Origin of the sequence: Planococcus sp. SE5232 (assembly GCF_050686535.1) — a bacterium.
Classification (GTDB): domain Bacteria; phylum Bacillota; class Bacilli; order Bacillales_A; family Planococcaceae; genus Planococcus.
Genome location: NZ_JBOGCP010000004.1, coordinates 130,320 through 151,274, shown reverse-complemented (window position 1 = coordinate 151,274; position 20,955 = coordinate 130,320). Strand labels below are relative to the sequence as shown.

The 20,955-nt window shown below is 45.8% G+C and carries 22 protein-coding genes; 15 read left to right on the top strand and 7 right to left on the bottom strand.

Going from position 1 to position 20,955, the window contains the following annotated elements:
• Positions 1 to 228: 228 nt before the first annotated feature.
• Both ACRC6Q_RS14205 and fumC read left to right on the top strand, forming a co-directional pair.
• Positions 229 to 1,728, top strand: coding sequence for a UDP-N-acetylmuramoyl-L-alanyl-D-glutamate--2,6-diaminopimelate ligase (locus ACRC6Q_RS14205; protein WP_431466867.1), 1,500 nt, complete (start codon positions 229 to 231; stop codon positions 1,726 to 1,728).
• Between the two features lie 82 nt (positions 1,729 to 1,810).
• A complete protein-coding gene (fumC, locus tag ACRC6Q_RS14200; protein WP_223637180.1) occupies positions 1,811 to 3,196 on the top strand; it encodes a class II fumarate hydratase in 1,386 nt (461 codons plus the stop codon).
• 99 nt (positions 3,197 to 3,295) lie between these two features.
• Here the strand turns inward: fumC and aldA are convergent, their stop codons facing one another.
• Positions 3,296 to 4,744 (bottom strand): aldehyde dehydrogenase, encoded by a 1,449-nt coding sequence (aldA, locus tag ACRC6Q_RS14195; protein WP_431466866.1) that lies wholly within the window; start codon positions 4,742 to 4,744, stop codon positions 3,296 to 3,298.
• A gap of 222 nt (positions 4,745 to 4,966) precedes the next feature.
• On the opposite strand from aldA, the gene ACRC6Q_RS14190 reads away from it, so the two are divergent.
• The 6 genes from ACRC6Q_RS14190 (at position 4,967) to ACRC6Q_RS14165 (ending at position 9,923) form a co-directional block, all read left to right on the top strand.
• Complete coding sequence (locus ACRC6Q_RS14190) at positions 4,967 to 5,629, top strand: diphthine--ammonia ligase (protein ID WP_431466865.1); 663 nt, start codon at positions 4,967 to 4,969, stop codon at positions 5,627 to 5,629.
• A gap of 6 nt (positions 5,630 to 5,635) precedes the next feature.
• A complete protein-coding gene (locus ACRC6Q_RS14185) occupies positions 5,636 to 6,628 on the top strand; it encodes a GNAT family N-acetyltransferase (RefSeq protein WP_431466864.1) in 993 nt (330 codons plus the stop codon).
• 285 nt (positions 6,629 to 6,913) lie between these two features.
• The gene (locus ACRC6Q_RS14180) at positions 6,914 to 7,099 is read left to right on the top strand and encodes a hypothetical protein (protein WP_223637172.1); all 186 of its coding nucleotides are present in this window, start codon (positions 6,914 to 6,916) and stop codon (positions 7,097 to 7,099) included.
• A 45-nt stretch (positions 7,100 to 7,144) separates the two neighbouring features.
• The gene (locus ACRC6Q_RS14175) at positions 7,145 to 7,417 is read left to right on the top strand and encodes a DUF4212 domain-containing protein (RefSeq protein WP_223637170.1); all 273 of its coding nucleotides are present in this window, start codon (positions 7,145 to 7,147) and stop codon (positions 7,415 to 7,417) included.
• A gap of 84 nt (positions 7,418 to 7,501) precedes the next feature.
• Positions 7,502 to 9,181, top strand: coding sequence for a sodium:solute symporter family protein (locus ACRC6Q_RS14170; protein ID WP_223637168.1), 1,680 nt, complete (start codon positions 7,502 to 7,504; stop codon positions 9,179 to 9,181).
• Between the two features lie 382 nt (positions 9,182 to 9,563).
• A complete protein-coding gene (locus tag ACRC6Q_RS14165) occupies positions 9,564 to 9,923 on the top strand; it encodes a hypothetical protein (protein ID WP_431466863.1) in 360 nt (119 codons plus the stop codon).
• A 57-nt stretch (positions 9,924 to 9,980) separates the two neighbouring features.
• Here the strand turns inward: ACRC6Q_RS14165 and ACRC6Q_RS14160 are convergent, their stop codons facing one another.
• Complete coding sequence (locus ACRC6Q_RS14160; RefSeq protein ID WP_431466862.1) at positions 9,981 to 10,556, bottom strand: hypothetical protein; 576 nt, start codon at positions 10,554 to 10,556, stop codon at positions 9,981 to 9,983.
• A 75-nt stretch (positions 10,557 to 10,631) separates the two neighbouring features.
• Complete coding sequence (locus ACRC6Q_RS14155) at positions 10,632 to 11,186, bottom strand: M15 family metallopeptidase (protein ID WP_431466861.1); 555 nt, start codon at positions 11,184 to 11,186, stop codon at positions 10,632 to 10,634.
• Between the two features lie 106 nt (positions 11,187 to 11,292).
• On the opposite strand from ACRC6Q_RS14155, the gene ACRC6Q_RS14150 reads away from it, so the two are divergent.
• Genes ACRC6Q_RS14150 through ACRC6Q_RS14140 form a run of 3 tightly spaced genes read left to right on the top strand, consistent with a single transcriptional unit; the run spans position 11,293 to position 13,434 of the window.
• Positions 11,293 to 12,024, top strand: coding sequence for an NADPH-dependent oxidoreductase (locus ACRC6Q_RS14150; protein WP_223637163.1), 732 nt, complete (start codon positions 11,293 to 11,295; stop codon positions 12,022 to 12,024).
• Positions 12,025 to 12,072: 48 nt separating this feature from the next.
• Positions 12,073 to 12,687, top strand: a complete 615-nt coding sequence (locus ACRC6Q_RS14145) for an NAD(P)-dependent oxidoreductase (RefSeq protein ID WP_431466860.1) — start codon at positions 12,073 to 12,075, stop codon at positions 12,685 to 12,687.
• A gap of 24 nt (positions 12,688 to 12,711) precedes the next feature.
• Complete coding sequence (locus ACRC6Q_RS14140; protein WP_431466859.1) at positions 12,712 to 13,434, top strand: alpha/beta hydrolase; 723 nt, start codon at positions 12,712 to 12,714, stop codon at positions 13,432 to 13,434.
• 557 nt (positions 13,435 to 13,991) lie between these two features.
• On the opposite strand, the gene ACRC6Q_RS14135 is transcribed toward ACRC6Q_RS14140, so the two are convergent.
• Both ACRC6Q_RS14135 and ACRC6Q_RS14130 read right to left on the bottom strand, forming a co-directional pair.
• A complete protein-coding gene (locus ACRC6Q_RS14135; RefSeq protein WP_431466858.1) occupies positions 13,992 to 14,936 on the bottom strand; it encodes an ABC transporter permease subunit in 945 nt (314 codons plus the stop codon).
• Entirely contained in the window at positions 14,914 to 15,837 is a 924-nt protein-coding gene (locus tag ACRC6Q_RS14130; RefSeq protein WP_223637152.1) for an ABC transporter ATP-binding protein, read from the bottom strand. The genes ACRC6Q_RS14135 and ACRC6Q_RS14130 overlap by 23 nt, the downstream gene beginning before the upstream one ends.
• 154 nt (positions 15,838 to 15,991) lie before the next feature.
• On the opposite strand from ACRC6Q_RS14130, the gene ACRC6Q_RS14125 reads away from it, so the two are divergent.
• A complete protein-coding gene (locus tag ACRC6Q_RS14125; RefSeq protein WP_431466857.1) occupies positions 15,992 to 16,411 on the top strand; it encodes a hypothetical protein in 420 nt (139 codons plus the stop codon).
• A gap of 52 nt (positions 16,412 to 16,463) precedes the next feature.
• On the opposite strand, the gene ACRC6Q_RS14120 is transcribed toward ACRC6Q_RS14125, so the two are convergent.
• Entirely contained in the window at positions 16,464 to 16,718 is a 255-nt protein-coding gene (locus ACRC6Q_RS14120) for a hypothetical protein (RefSeq protein WP_223637146.1), read from the bottom strand.
• Positions 16,715 to 17,872, bottom strand: a complete 1,158-nt coding sequence (locus ACRC6Q_RS14115; RefSeq protein WP_223637143.1) for a class I SAM-dependent methyltransferase — start codon at positions 17,870 to 17,872, stop codon at positions 16,715 to 16,717. The genes ACRC6Q_RS14120 and ACRC6Q_RS14115 overlap by 4 nt, the downstream gene beginning before the upstream one ends.
• Positions 17,873 to 18,034: 162 nt before the next feature.
• Between ACRC6Q_RS14115 and ACRC6Q_RS14110 the strand changes: the two genes are divergently transcribed.
• The 3 genes from ACRC6Q_RS14110 to ACRC6Q_RS14100 all read left to right on the top strand — a co-directional run bounded on the left by ACRC6Q_RS14110 (position 18,035) and on the right by ACRC6Q_RS14100 (position 20,910).
• A complete protein-coding gene (locus tag ACRC6Q_RS14110; RefSeq protein WP_431466856.1) occupies positions 18,035 to 19,678 on the top strand; it encodes an AMP-binding protein in 1,644 nt (547 codons plus the stop codon).
• Between the two features lie 218 nt (positions 19,679 to 19,896).
• Positions 19,897 to 20,625, top strand: a complete 729-nt coding sequence (locus tag ACRC6Q_RS14105) for a hypothetical protein (protein WP_431466855.1) — start codon at positions 19,897 to 19,899, stop codon at positions 20,623 to 20,625.
• A gap of 111 nt (positions 20,626 to 20,736) precedes the next feature.
• Complete coding sequence (locus ACRC6Q_RS14100; RefSeq protein WP_223637137.1) at positions 20,737 to 20,910, top strand: hypothetical protein; 174 nt, start codon at positions 20,737 to 20,739, stop codon at positions 20,908 to 20,910.
• Positions 20,911 to 20,955: the final 45 nt, after the last annotated feature.

Below are 20,955 nucleotides of genomic sequence, written 5' to 3'. Positions count from 1 at the left end.
GAACGGCCTCCTAAAGAACTGGAAGTATAAGAAACTGAAAAGCCTTCTGCTCAATGCTGTTTTGAGCAAAGGTTTTTTTATGTCTTAAAAAAGTACAGAAAATAACCTCATTTCAGAAAAATTAGTCCGGAATGGTTTGCGCTGATAAACGAAAATGATAGAATAATGATACATCTTCCTGTGAAACTATAGGTATTTGATATAATTTCTTTCCTAAGGAGCCTTTAAATGGAGATACAACTCACCAGCATTCCTTCTTTCCCCATCACTACGCTATTTGGACCAGAAAAGCCGAAGGTCAGTTCAATCGAGTACAATTCTACGCAGATTACTCAAGACTGTGCTTTTTTTTGTGTGCCGGGTGAAAATACCGATGGACATTTATATATCGGTGAAGCCATCGCAAAGGGAGCGACAACAATTGTCGGCTCCGACGTACGTCTGCTGGCTGAATATGCGAAGAAGTATCCGAAACTCTCCTTTGCAGTGGTCACAAATGTCCGGACGGCACTTGCCCGCATGTCTGATTTCTTTTATGGTTCACCTCAACAAAGCTTACTTAAAATCGGCGTTACCGGAACTAATGGAAAAACAACCACAGCCACATATGTCTATAACCTGTTCAACCTACTTGGCATTTCCTGCGGGTTTATTGGAACAACAGGGGTTTTAGGGGCAAATGGCAAAATCCCATTCCATAAAAGCACTCCAACGACTCCAATCTCTTCCGACATCCATAAGATTTTTTCAAAGTTTGTAATGGAAAATGATCGTGCAGTGGCTATGGAGGTTTCTTCTATTGCATTGGACCAAAAACGCGTAGAAGGCATTCGCTTTGATGTAGCTATACACACCAATATTTCGGAAGAACATTTGGAGTACCATAAAATCTTCGAGCATTATCTTCAATCGAAATTATTATTGTTCAAGCAGTCTAATGCTGTGGTCGTGAATATAGATGATGAAGGAATGGCAAAGCAAATTTTGGAAGTCATCGAGTGTCCTCATCTGACATACAGCAGCCAGGTGAATTCCGATGCTGATTTGATCTGGACAGTCTGTGAATCTTCTGATACCGGATTGAAATTCGACTTGCATTATCTGGGGAAGCGGTGGCCTGTGCATGTACCGCTTTATGGTGAATATAATGCAGCTAATCTGACTGCAGCTATCGGTGCGGCATTGCTATCCGGCATCGGCATAGAAGCTATACTCGCTGTTGTGCCGAAAATGTCTCAAGTCGAAGGGCGTTTCCAGGTGATTCAGGGCCCAGAAAACCGGAAAATCATTCTGGATTATGCTCATACGCCAGTGGCATTGGCAGCAGTTCTGGAGGAAGTGAAAAAACTATCGCATAACCGACTCATAGCGCTCATCGCTGGCATTGGCATACGGGATTTCTCGAAAATGCCGAAGATGGCCAAAGCTGCTGAAGGGAAAGCGGATGTTCTTGTAGTAACCGTTGACCATCCTGGAGACAATGAACCCCGCACAGTGATTGATGCGGTGCTCAAGGGGTTTACTTTGCCGTACAAGCAGACGGTAGTGACTGCTGATTCCCGTCGTGAAGCAGTTCTCGCAGCACTGCAGGAAAGTGGACCGGACGATCTCGTTCTATTGTCCAGTGGGTCGATCAACGGTGCCCAAATTGTCAAAGGGGAGTATATCCCGCATTCTGATGAAGCCATCATAGAAGAATTTTTCAGTAGTAAAACCAGCGATTTTTAACCGCAAAGGTCGCTTTTTAGCGTCTGGATGTGGTTATAATAGAAAAGAAGAATACATAGACATCAGAATTGGAGTGAATGGAATGCAGTATCGTACAGAAAGAGATACCATCGGTGAAATTCAAGTTGAAGCGGATAAAATGTGGGGCGCTCAAACGCAGCGCAGCGTACAGAATTTTGAAATCGGTACAGAGCGTATGCCGCATGAGGTCGTCATGGCTTTTGCCGAGTTGAAAAAAGCGACAGCCAAAGCAAACCATAAACTGGGGAAACTGTCTGAAGCGAAGATGAAAGCCGTTGAACTTGCGGCAAATGAAGTGATCGAAGGCAAGTGGAACGATCATTTCCCATTGGTTGTATGGCAGACAGGGAGCGGTACGCAATCCAATATGAACATGAACGAAGTTCTGGCGCGCCGCGGCAATGAAATCCTGGCCGAACAGAATTCTGAGGAAAAACTTCATCCAAATGATGACGTGAATATGTCTCAAAGCTCAAATGATACTTATCCGACAGCTATGCATGTTGCTGGAGTTCTAGCAGTAACTGAAAAGCTTGTGCCGGCTGTTCAAAAGCTGAAGGCGACATTGGATGAAAAAGCGAAGCAATTCGATGAGGTCATCAAAATCGGACGTACCCATTTACAGGATGCGACGCCTTTGACACTTGGCCAGGAAATCAGCGGCTGGAAGCATATGCTTGAAAAAAGCGAGCGCATGATCCGTGAAAGCGTTGAACATATGCGTGAATTGGCTATCGGCGGTACAGCAGTTGGAACAGGCATCAACGCCGACCCGACTTTCGGCCCTTCAGTTGCTGAGTTCATCAGTGAAGCAGTTGGAACACCGTTCACTTCTGCAGAAAACAAATTCCATGCACTGACAAGCCATGACGAAATGGTATACACACATGGGGCGGTCAAAGCTTTAGCTGCAGATGCAATGAAAATTGCTAACGATGTACGCTGGTTGGCAAGCGGTCCCCGCAGCGGCATCGGCGAAATTACGATTCCTGCAAACGAGCCTGGAAGCTCCATCATGCCAGGAAAAGTGAATCCGACCCAAAGTGAAGCGTTGACGATGGTAGCGGCTCAAGTAATGGGCAACGACGCAACCATCGGCTTCTCGGCGAGCCAAGGGAACTTTGAATTGAATGTCTTTAAACCGGTTATCGCTTACAACTTCCTGCAGTCTGTCCGTCTGTTGACTGACAGCCTGATCAGCTTCAATGATCATTGTGCTGTGGGCATTGAAGCCAACTTGGATGTTATTCAAAACCATGTCAGCAATTCATTGATGCTGGTGACGGCATTAAATCCCCACATTGGATATGAGAAAGCGGCAGCAATTGCTAAACAAGCGCATAAAGACGGCACGACATTAAAAGAGTCTGCTGTAAACAGCGGTCATTTGACGGCTGACCAGTTTGACGAATGGGTTAAACCAGAGAACATGGTAGGAAAAAAATAAACTAAGATGGAAGCGGCCGGGACTTACTCGGCTGCAGAGAGGAAACGCTCTCTATCTAAAAAACTCTCTTCCTTTCTATAGGAAGAGAGTTTTTTTCGTTTAGTTATTGTTTTTATATTGCATGTAAACCACTTGCGTGACTAGAAAATCTTCCATGCCATGTTTGCCATCTGCACCGCCGAGTCCCGACTTGCGCATTCCGGCGTGATAACCCTGTATGGCTTCAAAGTTCTCGCGGTTCACATAGGTTTCGCCAAACTTCATTTCATTAACGACCTGCATGGCTTCGTTCAAATCATTTGTATAAACAGATGAGGATAGGCCGAATTCTGTGTCGTTCGCTTTTTCAATGGCTTCCTCCAGCGTGCTGTAAGTGGTGACCGGCAGCACAGGACCGAAAATTTCATCCCGGATGATCGCTGAATCGTGTACCACATTTGTCAGGATGGTGGGTTTGTAGAAAAATCCGGATTGGCTGCTGTCGCGTTCACCACCGATTGCCACAGTGGCACCTTCGGTTACGGCTTGTTTGACCATGTCATGGACAGTGTCGAGCCGGTCCTGGCTGACAAGAGGGCCCATGTCCGCTTCTTTGTCCTGACGCGGGTCTCCCATAACCTGTGATTCAAAAACAGCAGTGAGCTTTTTCGTGAATTCCTCTGCGACGCTATCGTGAACGTAGACCCTTTCTGCATTTGTGCAGGCTTGGCCATTGTTTGCGAGCCGTGAAGTGGCGATGGCTTGAGCTGCCAGATCAAGATCTGCGTTTTGAGTGACGATGGCGGGAGCTTTGCCTCCCAATTCCAAATTGACTTTGGTGATGTTTTTCGCGGCGGCCTCCATCACTTTCGTACCTGCTGGAACACTGCCGGTCATGGTGACCAGTTGCACTTTTTCATGTGAAGCGAGTGCGTTGCCGATTTCGGAGCCGGTTCCGGTTACTACATTATAGACACCTGCTGGAATCTCCTTCATCTCATCGATGATCTTTGTGAATTCCATAGCGGTATTGGGTGTTTGCTGACTTGGTTTCAGGACAAGCGTACAGCCGGTGACAAGAGCAGTCGCTACTTTTCTGGCGAGGATGAAGACCGGGAAGTTCCAGGGAACGATGCCGGCTACCACCCCGATCGGTTTTTTGTAGATGAAGATATTTTCATTTGGACGATCGCTCGGCAGGATTTCACCTTCGATCCGCCGTGCCCATTCAGACATGTAATGGAAATAATCAATGGCAAGATCGACTTCGCCGCTAGCCAGTTCATAGCTTTTTCCCTGTTCTTCCTGCAGCAGGTCAATAAATGTATCGCGTTTTTCAGCGATTTTGTCTCCAAGCTTGCGGACAATTTTGCCGCGTTCGATGTTCGGTGTGAGCTCCCATGCTTTTTGCGCCTTGAATGCGGCCTCTACTGCACGATCGACATCTTCTTTGGTTCCTTTAGGGATCTGCGATATAATCTCTTCTGTTGAAGGGTTGATAATGTCAATCCATTCTGTTCCTGTGGAGTCGGTATACTTGCCGTTCACATATAATCGATGCTGTTGCATTCATCTGCCTCCTTTGTATTTAATAAAGTTTTCCCTGTGCTTTCACATGTTAAACAGGTGAACAGAAGATAAAGGAGTTTGGCGGGGTAGAAGATAATTCTGTTCAGCTGAGAGGCCTGCCAGCAATTTCAAAACGTCAAAATCGTCCGCTGTAAAAGGGTTTTGATCAAGTAATGGCGAACTAGTTACAGCAATAGCGAATTAGAAAAGAAGAGGTGCATTATGCAAAAATCATTTGTAATGTCATGGAGCGGCGGAAAAGATTCAGCACTAGCTTATTACCGGGCGGTACTGCAAGGGCATGTGCCGATCGCCTTATTCACCATGTTTGAAGAAGATGGCACCAAATCACGATCGCACGGGCTGCCGATGGAAGTCATGGAAGCGCAGGCTGAGCGGATGGGTTTGCCTTTGGTTATCGGAAAGGCCAGTTGGTCGGGATATGAAAAGGAATTCATCGAGCAGTTGAAGAACTTTAAAACGCAAGGCATCGATATGGGCGTTTATGGCGACATCGATTTGCAGGACCATTTAGAATGGGTGCAAAAAGTCAGTGCAGAAGCTGATATGGGCGTCAGTCATCCGTTGTGGCAGGAGCCGCGCAAAAAAATATTGCAGGAATTGATTGATGAAGGTTTTCGGGCTGTCATCACCGTAGTCGATACCAAGCGGCTGGATGAGAAGTTTTTGGGACGGGAATTTACACACGGGTTAATCGATGAACTGGAAGCTGCAGGCGTGGATGCCTGTGGAGAAGAAGGGGAGTTCCATACGATGATCGTCGATGGACCGATTTTTGTAGAGCCGGTTCCGGTTCGGTTTGGTGAAAAGGTGAGAGCCGGTAATTACGGGATATTGGAAGTGAAACTTCATTCAGAGGAGTGATCGTGGATGATTCAAATTACAGGGATGGAAGAAAAACATATTCGGCAGATGTCCGTACTGCTCGCGAAGCGGCATGAACGGGAGCGGAAAATCTTCAACTTTCTACCTTCAAGATTTGAAGAGATTGATGATACGGAAGCGGTCCTGAGAAAAATATTGGAACGTCCTTTCATCAGCGGCATTGTTGCAGTCAGGGGCATCGATGTCATCGGTTATTTGCTTTATGAATTCAAGGAGGATGCCAAGCATGGCCGCTATGTCTGGATGGATTATGAATCCATCGTCATCAGCGAACATGAAAATCCCCGGCTATTGAGGCTGCTGTACGCTGATGCCGGCGCTGAATGGGTCAAGCACGGTTATTTCCATCACATGCTGATGGCTCCTCTCGGCAATGAAGCGGTAATCGATCAGTGGCTGGATCAGTCTTTCAGTTTTGATCAGAAGTACGGGATACTGTCCCTTGATGATTTTGAACCGGAAAATGGAACTCTTCCAAATCTGGAATTCCGAAAAGGCAGTAAGGAAGATGCACCGCTGCTGAAGAAAATGGGCATGTGGAACAGCATTCATCAGGCAGCGGCTCCTTCATGGCTGCCCATCACAAGAGAAACATTGGAAGACGTCAAAAAAAACTACGAGGCATTAACCGAGAATCAGGATGCTTATCTTTGGATGGCGGAGCAAGGAGACCGAATTGCCGGCTTCCATGTTTATTTCAGGAAAGACGAACCAATGAGTCTGGTGATGCCTGAGAATTGTGCGGAGCTTCCTGCCGCATCGACAAACCCGGATCTACGGGGAAAAGGAGTGGGGCGTGCGTTAGCCAATCACTGCTTCAATGAAATGAAGAAACAGGGATATGAATATATATATGCGGATTGGCATACACCTAACCAATTGGCCTCATACTTTTGGCCAAGAATGGGCTTTCAGCCAGTTATGGTTCGTATGACAAGAAAAATCGACCCACGCATTGCCTGGGCACATGGCGAATAAAGAGAAAGACCAGCTTAGGTCAGTTTAATGTGTTGGCTGTAAATTAGAAGAACGTCCGATTAAGTGAGTGGTTGCTTAAACGGCCGTTCTTTTTAATTGTTTGGAGCATTCTCTATATCCTTTCGTACCAAAAAAACTGTTGACAATAGTTAGAAAGTTTAGAATAATTAAAACTTGGAAGTGCTAAAAAATACTAAAAATGGTAAGGAGGAGTGAGAAAGATAATTTTAACAAAGCTGTGCATATTTAAAATGAAGACGCTTTCAAATTTAAAGGGGGATTAAAATGATCTGGGTAATCGCTTTTGGTTTGATTACGGTGCTTTCTGTCGTGACAGGGTTAAAAAAGCGGAAACCGCTTTTTTTCCTAGTACCTTTCGGGTCAATTTTTGCCTTTATGCTGGTAAAGGTCATTATGGTTCCTTTACCGTTCATGGAAACAATCCGATTCATTTTTTACTTGAAAGGCTGAACGACAAAGCAGTCGGCTCATCATTAAAAGAATGGGGTGAAGCTCTTGAGAAAGATTGATAAAAAAGATGCAGATGCTTATTTCCGTATCCGTACAACCTTAGTGGTCATTTATTTACTTATCGGATTTAGTGCTTCCTTCGTGGTAGTCTTTTTTGCAGAAGAACTTTCCGGTTTCAGCATAAACGGATTTCCTTTCCATTATTTCATGGGAGCGCAGGGAGCCGTATTGATCTTCATCTTCTTATTATTCATCAATGCCATAATCAATGACCGCATCGATAAAAAATTCGGCCTGGATCAAGGCAAAAAGAAATAATCGCCAGCTGCATAAGTACTTCAAAAAAGAAGGCGAAAAAGCATCCAGGTAAAATTTCTTATGACTTGAAAAGGGGGAAACGCAATGGATACACAATTTCTTGTATCACTGGGCCTTATATTAGCGACTTTCGGGCTGTATATCGGAATCGCTTTCTATAACTTAGCCAAAAAAACATCGGACTTTTATGTAGCAGGACGAAATGTGCCGGCTGTCTTCAACGGGATGGCAATCGGTGCCGACTGGATGAGTGCTGCCTCCTTTATTGGGATGGCAGGGACAGTCATGCTTCTGGGCTATGATGGGCTTGCTTATATTATGGGTTGGACAGGCGGATATTTGCTGTTGACCTTCCTGCTCGCTCCCCAATTGAGAAAGTCTGGCCGTTATACGGTACCAGAGTTTATCGGGGATCGGTATAATAGCAGCACAGCTCGCCTGATTGCGGCTGTAGCTACAATCATCATCAGTTTCACTTATTCCATCGGTCAGCTTTCAGGTTCTGGGGTGGTAATCGGCCGTCTGCTGGAAGTGGATACGGCGATTGGAACGATGATTGGTGTGGCACTAATCGCATTCTACTCAGCTTTGGGTGGGATGAAGGGAATCACTTGGACACAGGTGGCTCAATACCTTGTGTTGATTACTGCCTACCTGATCCCCGTCATCTTCATGTCACTGCAGCTGACGAACAATCCATTGCCATGGCTGTCTTATGGTCAAATTGTCAGTGAACTTCAAGTACTGGATGTTCAATTAGGCATTTCAGAGTACGTTGTGCCTTTCACTGAAGCGACGCGTTGGCAGTTTTTAGCTTTAATGTTTACTTTGATGGCCGGAACAGCGGGACTTCCGCACGTTATTGTCCGTTTTTATACAGTTCCGACCATGAAAGCAGCACGTTGGAGTGGAGCATGGGCATTATTGTTCATCGGTTTGCTTTACCTTTCAGCTCCTGCTTATGCCGCATTTTCCCGTTTTATCCTGATGACGCAAGTCGCAGGTTCATCGATTGCGGATCTGCCGGCATGGACCACGTCTTGGGTCAATACGGGACAGCTTTCTATAGCGGATGCAAATGGAGATGGCATACTGCAATGGGCTGAGTTGGTTATCAGCCGTGATATCGTTGTTATGGCCACCCCTGAAATTGCTAATCTCGGAGTCTTCGTCGTCGGATTGATGGCGGCAGGCGCAATGGCCGCCGCCCTTTCTACCGCGGGTGGTTTAATGATTGCTATTTCAGCAGCCCTTTCACAGGATATTTACTACCGTTCGATCAATCCACAGGCGACTGAAAGAAAACGCCTACTGGTTGGCCGCTGGTCCATCATTATTGCAACTGTCGCAGCTGGGATTGTGGCTTTGGATCCTCCAGGCGCCATTACCCAAATTGTTGCATGGGCATTTGCCTTGGCTTCCGGAACATTCTTCCCAGCACTCATTTTAGGGGTGTGGTGGAAACGGGCGAACGGTCCGGGTGTAATTGCCGGAATGTTGGTCGGATTGACCGTCACACTGATTTATATTTTCTCTGCCCAATACGGCGGCTTTACATTATTCGGCATCATCGACACAGGTGCAGGAGTATTTGGGGCTGCAGCGGCAATCATCACCATCATCGTAGTCTCATTGGCTACTAAAGCACCTTCGAAAGAAACACAGGAAGAAGTTATGGATCTTCGCTATCCAGAGGAAATGGTCTATAGAGATGGAGAAGTTTGGCTGAAAGAAACTCCGGAAGAGACCAAAGTGACAAAGTAATCAAACAAATAATTCACTAATTCGGTGAGATTAACAGGAAGAGAGAATCTCAGATTCTTTCTTCCTGTTTTGGTGTGCTGAAAATATCCTAATAGGAAAGCAGCCCGTTTGAATTGAAAGACTATTCGGACAAGAATCTTTACTAATTCTGAAAATTCCAGTAAGCTAGAAGCAACAGGAAAACAATAGCGTTTCCGCATAATCGTTTCTAAACAAACATTTCTTTTTTTACCCTAGTAGACAATTGAATCACTTGGTCAAATGCTGCAGAGACTAGAGCTGTCAGTAAAGCCGAAAAGCAACTCTCCGAGGGAGGGCTTTTCGGCTTTTTTGTTTGTTCATTTTGATCAATATCTTTAAAAACAGAGAGGATGATAGAGTCATGTCAAAAAATCCATCTGCTGATCAAAAAGATGTCCGTTTTTATTTTTCAAGGTCCAAGGGTTCTCATGAAGAAGCTGGAGAATGTTTTGTGACGTTATTTGCACGATTAAGTGTAGAGGTTTTTTATGCAGGAGAACCGGGAGATAAAGGTGAGCACAAAACGGTTTGGGTGGATATAGAAGAACTGAAGGTCGATCAGGCTGCCTCGAAGATAAAGAAAATGCCGGATTCGATAAACCGGTATGAAATTTCCGAAGAATTGTTTTGGGACCTATTTAAAGTGTCCCAAAGATGTCCGGAAGAGCTTTACTGCTTGACGCCGTTGTCTTACCTGAATGACTACAGCAGCAATAGATAAGGTTGCCGCTTTGGCAACAGATAAAAAGCAGCGCGGCCCAACTGGGCTGCGCTGCTTTCAAATTTCCGGAACTACTTTAAAGTCGATTTGTGCATGGATTTCGTAAGGAGCAGCTGAGCCATTGGCAGCTTCCACTATGAAATCTGCATAACCATTTACTTTATAGTAGCCAGCAGGAAAGTCCTGCTCCATAATGCGCTGAACAAATTCGACATAGGCCACATCTTCTGCTTCACTGTATCCGCCGCTGCCGGAATAGGATTCCTGCAGCGGTTCACCTTGTATCAAGCGGGTAGTCAAAAGTGGTTCGTTCATAGCATATTCGACGGCATAATTCCTTGTTTCTTCGTAAAGAGGAAAATAGAAAGGAGAAGCGGCGTGAGAAATTTCAATGCTTTCCTGTTCACCGGTATACTCCAACTCGGCGTAAATCTCTACTTTCTCACCTTCGGTATATTGTTCTTTTTCGGTAGCTAAGCGGTAGATGAAATCACCTTTTGCCGACTCGGCCTGTGAAGCAGCTACAGTGAAATCAGATAAATCATCTGCTGGCTGTTTTCCTGCCTCATCATTTCCACAGGCTGTCAGCAATAGGGCAGGAATGAGGGTACAGGCTGCTATAATCGTTTTCATCACCTTCTGCCTCCTTTGTACATATGACGGGACAACGGGGCTATCTGTTACAAAAGATACACGGGCAGCGCGGGGTTACTCCATCTTATCTTCGGGGCGCCACCCTTGCTGCAGCTCGCGAATCGACAAACCGAAAGTCATTTCCAAGTGAGGATAATCTTTAAAGCGCTGCCAGTCGCCTCCCCAGTCAAAGCCGAGGCTTTTGCCGATGGCGGCGACTTCAAACCAATCTCTTTCACCGTTGCCATTGTCATCGCGTGTAATATCCCACACCACCGAACCGTCATCAAGACGCAGTGCATAATCGATAGCGAGTCCGTAATTATGATAGGATTCGCCACCTTCCGCGTGCGTAACAATAGATCCCGACGCACTGCGGCCCTGTCTGTGCAGACCGTCCTGTTCTTCAGGAGATCGGTAGCCGTCTGTAATCAGGATGTCAATGCCGATCTCAGCAGCACGAGCAACCAGCAAGTCGCTTTTTTCTTCCACAATGGGGTGCAAGCCAGAGGGCAAAGGACGCTGTTCCAGCTCTTCACGGAACGCCAATTCCTTTTCCAGCCATATGAACAAAAAACCGCCAAGAACAAGCAAGAAAAGGATGGAAAAAGCGGTCTTCGTATTTTTCAAGTCGGTTCACCTCTATTAAGTTCTATTGTAGCAAAAATCATTAAAAGAGTATCGTGGCAAAGAATTTGGTACGATAGATGAAATGAACAGAGAGGGGATACAATCAATGGTTATCGAATTAATGAAAGCACATGCATCTGTCCGAGATTATAAAGAAAAGCAATTATCACGGGAGGAAGTCAGTGAACTGGTCGAAGCAGCACAGCATGCAGCCACTTCCCATTTTGTCCAGGCGTATTCAATCGTTTGGGTAACAGATCCTGAAAAACGGAAAAAGTTAGGCGAACTATCCAAGAATGCCAAACAAATGGAAGGTGCAGGAGCAGTCTTTCTGATGTGCGCCGACTATAATCGCCTTCAGCACGCAGGTAAAATACAGGGACGGGATATCGTCTTCGATCGGGCGGAAAATTTGATTGTGGCGGTGACAGATGTCGGTTTGCTGGCCCAGAACCTGTCGCTTGCTGCTGAGTCGAAAGGCTACGGCATCTGTTATATCGGAGGAGTGCGGAACAACATGGAAGCCATCAGTGAGTTGGTTGGTTTGCCGGATGGCGTCTTCCCGGTTTATGGCCTGACGGTTGGGGTGCCAAATGAAGCGAATGGCGTCAAACCGCGTTTGCCGGTTGAAGCCATCTTGCACGAAAATAACTACGATGAAGCCAAATACGAAACAATTCTGCCGGAATACGACAACACGATCCAATCCTATTATACAAGCAGAGGCTCGAACCAGAAGACGGCCACCTGGACACAACAAATGGCAGACTTTCTTGGCAAGCCTCGTCGTGAAGATATCAAAGAGGTATTGGCGAAAAAAGGCTATCATTTCAAGTAATCGATAGGAAACTTCTTTTCTATAGATTGAACACAAGGGGGAAGCACAATGAAATTGGCAATTTTCGGAGCGACTGGCCGTGTGGGAGGAGAGATTCTTAAGCGTGCGCTGGCAGACGGCCATTATGTAAAAGCATTGGTCCGTTCAGAAAAATTGGAATCACATCCGAATTTGGAAGTCATTCTGGGAGATGTGCGGAATGCGATAGACGTTGAAAACACCGTAGCAGGAGTCGATGCGGTGTTTAGTGCGATTGGTACAGACCGTTCGACTACCTTGTCTGATGCGGCGCCTTTGATTGTAAAGACAATGGAGAACCATCATGTGAAACGGGTGATCACAATCGGAACGGCTGGAATTTTGGACAGCCGCTTGAGTCCGGGCCTGCTTCGCTATGAAGGCGGGGATTCGAAACGCAAAATGACTTTTGCTGCAGAAGAGCACGAAACGGTCTACCGCTTGTTTGAAAAAACAGATCTTGATTGGACGATTGTTTGCCCTACATATTTGCCGGATGGGGAAGCCCGCGGCAATTACCGGGCAGAAAAAAATTTACTGCCTGAAGAAGGAAAAGAAATAACAGTTGGCGATACAGCGGAATTCGCTTATCGACAATTGGAATCACCGGAATTCATCCAGAGTCGTGTAGGCCTGGCTTACTAATAGGCTCAGATAGAGGGTAAATCTATGAAGAGATGGCTATTGCGTATGTTAATGAGTATTTTCGCATTATTGGTGATTGTGGTCACAGGCTTTGTTATTTACGCACAATTCGATTATGGACCCAGTGGTGTATTGGGTGACAATATGGATTTGTCAGCGGTTGAAAGTGATGGGGAAGGGCTGATTTTCCGTCCAGAATCACCGAATGGCAAAGGAGTCATCCTATATCAGGGTGCCAAAGTCGAAAAAGAAGCTTACGCTTATCTTGGGCAATCCCTGAGTGAGCAAGGTTTTGTAGTATCGATTCCTCATTTGCCATTGAATTTCGGGATTCTTGGTTCTGGAACAGCAGACAAAGTGATTGAAGAGTATCCGGATGTGCAAGAGTGGTTTCTCGGCGGGCACTCTTTAGGTGGAGTAGCTGCTTCTTTTTATGCAGAAGACCCTTCCCCGAAACTTGCCGGACTCTATTTTCTGGGTGCTTATCCAGCGAGTGATTTTTCGGAAAGCGATTTACCGATGCTGTCGATCTATGGGGAGCGGGATGGCTTGTCCACTGTCGAAGATATTGAAGAAAGCCGTGGATTATTTCCTGCCGACAGTGTCTTCGTGGAAATCAAAGGAGGCAACCATGCGCAATTCGGATTGTACGGCGAACAAAAAGGGGATAATCCTGCTGAAATAACTCCGATTGAGCAGCAGGATCTTGTAGTAGAAGCGTTAACGGAGTGGATAAACGAAAACTGACCAAAATGTATAGCGGTGCATAATCCCCAACCGGTCCGGCCACTTCGCTTTCCGTGGGCTCAGCTTCAGCCTCCTCGTCACTGAAAGCCATGCTCCTGCATCGCTGCGCTAGCTTCGTCGCAAAGGCTTGGCCTCACAAGTTTCGGCCAATGCCTTTCCTGCGGGGTCTTCAGCTTTCGCTAATTCCACAGGTGTCTTCGTGGCCAGCCCGGTTAGGAGCGTGTTGCTTCAATCAAAGGAAGAAGCCTGCTAGTAAAAATAGTCCTAACAAATTTGGTAGAACCTTCACTCAAGGATCCGTAGCGCAAGGCGGCGACTCCTGCGGGAGCAGCGAAGCGACGAAGTGCCGAAATCCACTCGGGCGCCAGTCCGAGTTAGTTCGGCGCGAGCCCGTGGAAAGCGTCCGCCTGAAGCGCAGGATCCGGTATAAACAGGATAAAATGTGTATTCACTATTTAAATGACATCAATATTCTTTTGTCTACAAGCTCAAACAAAAACTGACCCGGAGATTCCGGGTCAGTTTTTGTTTTTTTAATAAAATTGGAAAGTAAGCTTTCAGCTTGTAACGTCTCTTCTTCCGAATGTCCAATAGCTGATAACCATGAATACCAGGAAGTAAGCAGTCAGGACTAAGATGGACATTGACATTGTAATTCCCGGAATCAGGATGTTGCCGGTGTAGAATTGTGTCAGATCCGTATGAGTGAACAAATAGTATTTGACGACTTCGTAATTCTGTAAAAAGAAGACCGCTTGTATGCCTGTGAACATCAGGAAAATCGATAAGCCGATCGCTAGAGAACTGGATCGGAATACGGTGCCCAGCATGAATGCGAACGTACTGATCATCCAGACACTTGAAAATTTAAGTGCTGCCAGTTTGAGGGCTTCCAGCCAGAACGACGTTTCCACCACTTCGGATCCATTCCACACAAGTGGTGTACCTTCGCCGATGCCGAAAAAGATCAGTCCGGCAAGTGCAGTTGAAGCCAATAGGGTCAAAGTCAATAAAACAGCGAACAGCAAAATCGTGATGTATTTGGAGGTGAGGATTTTCCAGCGCTTCACGGGACGCGTGAGCAACATTTTGATTGTCCCTTGCGAAAACTCGGAAGCGACAATGCCGGCTGCTGCAACGACTGCGAGCAGGGTGACGATCGACATCAACATGTGGGTGTCAATTACCTGCTGCTGCATGCTGGCATACTCCAATGAAGGAATATCATTTTCCAGGCGATGCTCTGCGATAGCGATTTGCCCCTCATGGTAGTCGATTTGTGTTTCACTGAGACCAGGTTCTGCCAGCATAATGGTACTGTTTTCGATTTCTGCCTGCGCAAGATCCTGCCAATTCTCATCGAGGTTTTCATTCGCTGTGGAATTCAGCCATTTTGTGATGCCGAGGCCGGAAAAGACCACAAATACCAGCAACAAGACCATAATCCAAGTCATTTTTCGGCTCCATAATTTCATCCATTCATTTTGTATGAGCTTGAGCAATTTCGCCGCCTCCTGTCATTTCAAGGAATTGGGATTCAAGGGTTTCGCGGTATGGTTGGACGGCAAAAATTCTGGCGCCGGCGCCGACCAGCAAGTTGATGGCCCCTGGAATATGTTCAGCTCCGGAATCGATCAAATAGCCATTGGCATGCAAGACTGTCGGAAACCCGGCACCAGTCAGCACTTCCCCGACAAGCTCCAATGGTTCTGCTTGAATATAGTAGCGGGATTGCTGAAGCTCATTGACATCTTTTATATCGATCAATTCGCCATTTTGGATAATGGCGATCCGATCGCATAATAATTCGATTTCAGACAAAAGGTGGCTTGAGACAAAAATCGCTACCCCATTTTCACGGGCGATTTTCTGCAAGTAAATCCGGAACTCCCGGATACCGGCAGGGTCGAGGCCGTTAGTGGGTTCATCAAGAATGAGGAACTTCGGATCATGCAAAAGTGCTTGGGCGAGACCCAGGCGCTGACGCATGCCGAGTGAATAAGAGCTGACTTTTTCGTTGATGCGATTCTGCATACCGATCTGTTTGACGACTTCGTCAATCCGTTCTTTTGAAACGCCTTTATGCATTCTGGAAAAATGAAGCAGATTCTTGTACCCGGACATGTATTTATACATTTCTGGGTTCTCCACAATCACGCCAACTTTCTGGATGCTGCCTTCAAAATCTGCTTGTACGGATTGGCCATCGATCCAAACTTCCCCATCAGTTGGGCGCATCAAGCCAACCATCATCCGGATGGTCGTCGTCTTTCCAGCTCCATTGGGTCCAAGAAATCCTGTGATTTCCCCTTTATGCAAATCAAGATTCAGGTTCTTGATGATTTTCTTATTGCCGATCGTTTTCGACAGATTTTTTATTTGAACGATCGCTTGTTTAGCCATTTAATGCACCTGCTTTCTCTCATTGTCTCTGTAGTAATAACGAACCACAAAGGCTAAAGTTTCAGTTATTTCCTGTAATTTTCAGCAACAATGCATATTGCACTCAGGAAAAGGGAATAATAAAAGCAACAGCGAAATGATGGAGGGATTGGCGATGAAAGAGATGGAGGACAAAGAGCAGGTGCTGATGGCGTTCTATACCCAATACTATAAAGGTGCGGATTTTGATGACATCAAACAACTGGATCAGCAGCTGTCACAGGAAATTGGAGAAGAGCGGTATGCCGAGTTGATGAAAAACTTGGAAGACGAGGGACTGATTTTCGGTATGGAGCAGGTGGAATCACGTGAGAAGGCAGGAGAGGACAGTCCAATGGCAACGAATGAAGGGATGCTTTATGTCAACGATATCCTGAACCTGCCATCGGAGGCGGTAGAAGACCATCAATTGGATTATTTGGAAAACCATCTGAAGACCAGTAAACTGAATTTCACTTTAGAGCCAGTAGAAACCTATATATATAAAACAATCGAGGAACAGGCACAGCAAAAACCCAATGAAAATTCTCCATAAATAGAAAAAAGCGATGGTCCAATTTCTGGCCATCGCTTTTTTTCATGTTTTCCTAAAGTTTAAAGATAAAGAACGCCAAAAAGATGGCGATGATGACAAGCGTGTTGACCGCGAACGACGCCCGCTTGCTGACCGGCTGATCGAGAGATGGAAAACGTTCGACAATCCGCATGGCTCCATAAATAAGAGCAACTAGAATCAGCAATGTCACAACCAGGTTCATGTCATAAATACGGACATCGATAAAGCGAATCAGAACGACGGAGAAGGCCAAAATCATGCCATTCACCAGATTTTTTCGTTTCATAAGTACTCCCCTAATTCATTTTCCAAAAACGGTTTGGCTGACAGCAAAGCGGTGAATTGCTTGTAGCGCTCAAATTGCCCGACCGCCGGTTTTCGTCCGGTTTTATAAGCGCGGATCAAAATGTTTTTGGGCGTGTGTTCCATATCGATAAATTCCATCAATTGCGTTTCGTAGCCGACCAGCGACAGCAGTTCTGCCCGAATCGAGTCGGTGGCCAAAGCACTGAAGCGTTCTTTGATCAGGCCGTGCTGCAGCATAATCCCAAGCTCCGGAGCATCGATTTGGCTGTTCAATTCATGCTGGCAGCAAGGGACACTCAAAATTACTTTGGCATCCCATTTGACTGCGCGCGATAAAGCCATATCAGTTGCCACGTCGCAGGCATGCAGGGTGACAACCATGTCGACAGCCGATTCTTCGTTGTAATCATTGATGTCGCCCACCAGGAATTCAAGCTGTTCATAGCGAAGATCTTCGGCAATCTGCTGGCATTCCTCGATTACCTCTTTTTTTAGATCGAGGCCGGTAACGCGGAGGTCCAACCCTTTTTCGATGCGCAAATAATGATAGAGCGCAAAGGTCAAATACGATTTTCCTGAGCCGAAATCGAGGATGCGGACAGTCCGGTCCTGCGGCAGATACGCAAGTGAGTCATCAATAAATTCGATAAAACGATTGATTTGGCGGAACTTATCGTATTTCTGCTTTTTGACTTTTCCGTCCGGACTTTGCACGCCAAGGCGTACAAGGAATGGATAGGGAATCCCATCTTCCAGCAAATACTGCTTTTTACGATTATGCGACAGCTCCACCTTTTTTTCTACGGTCTGCTCTGTTTTCCAGCTGACTTTGAATTTCTTGGAAAGCTGGATTTGCACTTTCTCGTCTGTAAATTGGAACATTGCCTGACGGAAATCATTGAAAAGAGAAGTCAATTTGCTAGCTGCTTCCTCGAGTGGCAAATTTTCATGTTTCAGGACATGCTCATGCTGGTACTCGAATTGAATCAGGTATTCCTTTTTTATCTCAACCGGCTTCAGCTTGATTCGTTTGATGTCATTGGATTTTAACCGTGGCTGGCTGATGGTGGCTGACACCAGTTGTTGCTGCAAAAGGCGTTCTGTTAGTTGGTCCTGCATTGTTTGTAATTCCATGGATTATCCCTTCCATTGTACATAATAAGTTTAGTTTATCATGCGGTGCATAAAAAGAGCGAGCTGATGGTTTTATGCCATGCCAAAAGCAGGTTCCGTTTATTTGGAATTTTGTGATAATATATAGGGGACTGAAAACGTTTTCAATTAGGGGGATGGGAAATGGTGATTTTGCAGAAGACAGTTGGCCAAGTGGTGAAAGAACAGGCCACGCGAAACCCGGATACAGAGGCTTATGTCTATCCGGAACATGGAATCCGAAAAACGTATAAGGAATTTGATGAAGAAACAGATCGCCTGGCAAAGGCATTTATCGGAATCGGCATTGAAAAAGGGGAACATGTGGCGATTTGGTCGGATAATAAGCGCGAATGGCTGTTGAGCCAATTTGCAACCGGAAAAATGGGCGGTGTGCTGGTAACAGTCAACACCAGCTACCAGTCGAGTGAGTTGGAGTATTTATTGGAGCAGTCGGACGCGACCACTTTGATATTAGGGGAGGAATTTAAAGGAGCGAACTACATAGACATTCTCAACACGGTTTGTCCGGAGTTGGCAACAGCTGATAAGGGGGACATTGTCAGCGAAAAACTGCCTCATTTCAAACGGGTGATTGTCATGAGCGGCAACAATTATCCGGGAATCTACACGTGGGATGAATTTGAGGCTTTTGCTGAAAACGTCAGTGAGTCTGAATATGAAGAACGCTTCCGGTCGATGGACCCGGACGATGTCATCAATATCCAATATACATCCGGCACTACTGGATTTCCGAAAGGGGTCATGTTGACGCACCTGAATATCGTCAATAACGGCAAATTGATCGGTGATACGATGAACTTGACGGAAACCGATCGGCTCTGCATCCCGGTCCCGTTCTTTCATTGCTTCGGCTGCGTCCTCGGAACGATGGCAGCAGTCACACATTCCACAACGATGGTCATTGCAGAACAATTTGAACCGAAACGGGTGCTGCAGATGGTACAGGATGAGAAATGCACAGGACTTCATGGAGTGCCGACCATGTTCATCGCGGAATTGAACCATCCGGATTTCGCGTCTTTCGATACATCTACGCTCCGGACAGGCATTATGGCAGGATCGCCTTGCCCAATTGAAGTGATGAAAAAAGTCATCAACGATATGGGGGCATCGGAAATCACCATTGCATACGGACAAACTGAATCGTCACCGGTCATTACGCAGACACGGGCAGACGATGATATTGAAAAGCGGGTATCGACAGTCGGCAAACCGCATACCGGCGTGGAAGTGAAGATCATCGATCCCGCAACAGGCGAAAAGGTCGACACAGGTGTTCCCGGAGAACTTTGTACAAGAGGGTATCACGTCATGAAAGGTTATTATAAAAACGAAGAAGCAACAAAAGATGCCATTGATCTGGAAGGCTGGCTCCATACCGGTGATATTGCTATTGAAGATGAAGCTGGTTATATTGCCATCACCGGACGCATCAAGGATATGGTGATCCGTGGAGGCGAAAATATCTACCCGCGTGAAATCGAAGAATTCCTTTATCAGCACCCTTCGGTCCAGGATGTCCAAGTGGTGGGGGTGCCGGATCCGAAATACGGAGAAGAGCTGATGGCATGGGTGATCCTCAAAGAAGGAGAGCAGCTGAACGCTGAGGAATTGAAGGCTTATTGTACGGGGAAAATTTCCCGTCATAAAATTCCGCGTTATATCGAGTTCACTAAAGAATACCCGATGACAGCTTCAGGGAAAATACAGAAATTCAAGCTGCGTGAGTTATCTGTCGAGCACAGCCGGAAAACGGAAGTTTAAGAAACTTGAATAGGAAAAAGGAAAGCGTCTTCCGGGGCGCTTTTTTTGTACTTTATAGAAGAAACCCAAGTCGGTCATTCGGTTAGTTTACGGATCTTCAACTAAGGGGACATACATAAAAAGAATGATTATCTTGAATGGAGGATATCCGTTGGCTCCAAACAGTGATCCAGAAAATTTTGTAGTACAGCATTCATGCCTAAAGGAGGAGCTTGAAGGTGGTTTGGCTTAGCTTTATTTTTGCCGTTGGATTTATATTGATCCATCTTTTTTCAAAACGTCTAAAGTTCCTGAAAGTTTTGCCGCGCAGTCGATTCCTTTCCATTGCAGGCGGGATATCGGTCGCTTATGTATTTTTGCATTTATTGCCGGAGCTCAGCGTTTTTCAGGATGAATTGCAGGGCGAGCTTGAAAATAGCAGTCTGCAGTTTTTGGAAAATCATATTTACCTGGTAGCCATGGCTGGTCTGGTCATTTTTTATGCTTTAGAGAGTTCAGTCAAAGCTTCGAAAAGAAAACCCGAGCGAGAAGCGTCCAAAAATGCATCAGGTCTTTTTTGGATTCACATCGTCACTTTTGCTCTTTACAATGGAGTCATCGCCTATTTGCTTGTCAGGGAGGAGTACGGAGATGCGTTGGGTATGACCTTGTTCTTCATTGCGATGGGTGTCCATTTTATCACCAATGACAAAGCCTTGCGTGCCACTCATGCGGAGGATTACGATCGATACGGCAGATGGATGTTAGCCGTTGCTATTCTGATCGGCTGGGGAATTGGAGCTTTTGCTGAAGTCCACGAATGGATTATTTCGGTGTTGACTGCTTTCTTGGCAGGCGGGGTAATTTTGAATGTCCTAAAAGAAGAACTGCCGGAAGACAGAGACAGCAGCTTGTTGGCCTTTTGTACTGGGTTAATTTCTTACGCTGTCTTATTGCTACTTTTGTAAAATAAAAAATTGTTTTTATGGCAAAAAAATAAATCTTTTGGTACAATATACTTATAACAGTAGGTAATAAAGCACAGCGCGCAAAACGGCTTACCTAAGAGGGTGTTTGCAGTGATCACAGATGAAGAGTTAGCCATTTTCGAATACGAACTAATGAAGCTGATGGATGAATATCGAAAATGCGTTGATCAATCCTTGAAACTGAAAATACAGGAAGATATGGCTTGGTTAAAAACGGCCATTTTTTCAACAGGCTCGTATGAACAAACAATTGAAAACCAGTGATTCCAAACCTGCAGAGAATGCCGTCTGCAGGTTTTTGTGTGTGCA

Coding starts and splice junctions, on each gene's coding strand:
- ACRC6Q_RS14130 (WP_223637152.1), bottom strand. CDS start 15,837: ATGGCTAAACAAGCGATCGTTCAAATAAAAAATCTGTCGAAAACGATC.
- ACRC6Q_RS14145 (WP_431466860.1), top strand. CDS start 12,073: ATGAAATTGGCAATTTTCGGAGCGACTGGCCGTGTGGGAGGAGAGATT.
- ACRC6Q_RS14190 (WP_431466865.1), top strand. CDS start 4,967: ATGCAAAAATCATTTGTAATGTCATGGAGCGGCGGAAAAGATTCAGCA.
- ACRC6Q_RS14125 (WP_431466857.1), top strand. CDS start 15,992: ATGAAAGAGATGGAGGACAAAGAGCAGGTGCTGATGGCGTTCTATACC.
- ACRC6Q_RS14180 (WP_223637172.1), top strand. CDS start 6,914: ATGATCTGGGTAATCGCTTTTGGTTTGATTACGGTGCTTTCTGTCGTG.
- ACRC6Q_RS14120 (WP_223637146.1), bottom strand. CDS start 16,718: ATGAAACGAAAAAATCTGGTGAATGGCATGATTTTGGCCTTCTCCGTC.
- fumC (WP_223637180.1), top strand. CDS start 1,811: ATGCAGTATCGTACAGAAAGAGATACCATCGGTGAAATTCAAGTTGAA.
- ACRC6Q_RS14150 (WP_223637163.1), top strand. CDS start 11,293: ATGGTTATCGAATTAATGAAAGCACATGCATCTGTCCGAGATTATAAA.
- ACRC6Q_RS14205 (WP_431466867.1), top strand. CDS start 229: ATGGAGATACAACTCACCAGCATTCCTTCTTTCCCCATCACTACGCTA.
- ACRC6Q_RS14165 (WP_431466863.1), top strand. CDS start 9,564: ATGTCAAAAAATCCATCTGCTGATCAAAAAGATGTCCGTTTTTATTTT.
- ACRC6Q_RS14185 (WP_431466864.1), top strand. CDS start 5,636: ATGATTCAAATTACAGGGATGGAAGAAAAACATATTCGGCAGATGTCC.
- ACRC6Q_RS14115 (WP_223637143.1), bottom strand. CDS start 17,872: ATGGAATTACAAACAATGCAGGACCAACTAACAGAACGCCTTTTGCAG.
- ACRC6Q_RS14170 (WP_223637168.1), top strand. CDS start 7,502: ATGGATACACAATTTCTTGTATCACTGGGCCTTATATTAGCGACTTTC.
- aldA (WP_431466866.1), bottom strand. CDS start 4,744: ATGCAACAGCATCGATTATATGTGAACGGCAAGTATACCGACTCCACA.
- ACRC6Q_RS14160 (WP_431466862.1), bottom strand. CDS start 10,556: ATGAAAACGATTATAGCAGCCTGTACCCTCATTCCTGCCCTATTGCTG.
- ACRC6Q_RS14110 (WP_431466856.1), top strand. CDS start 18,035: ATGGTGATTTTGCAGAAGACAGTTGGCCAAGTGGTGAAAGAACAGGCC.
- ACRC6Q_RS14140 (WP_431466859.1), top strand. CDS start 12,712: ATGAAGAGATGGCTATTGCGTATGTTAATGAGTATTTTCGCATTATTG.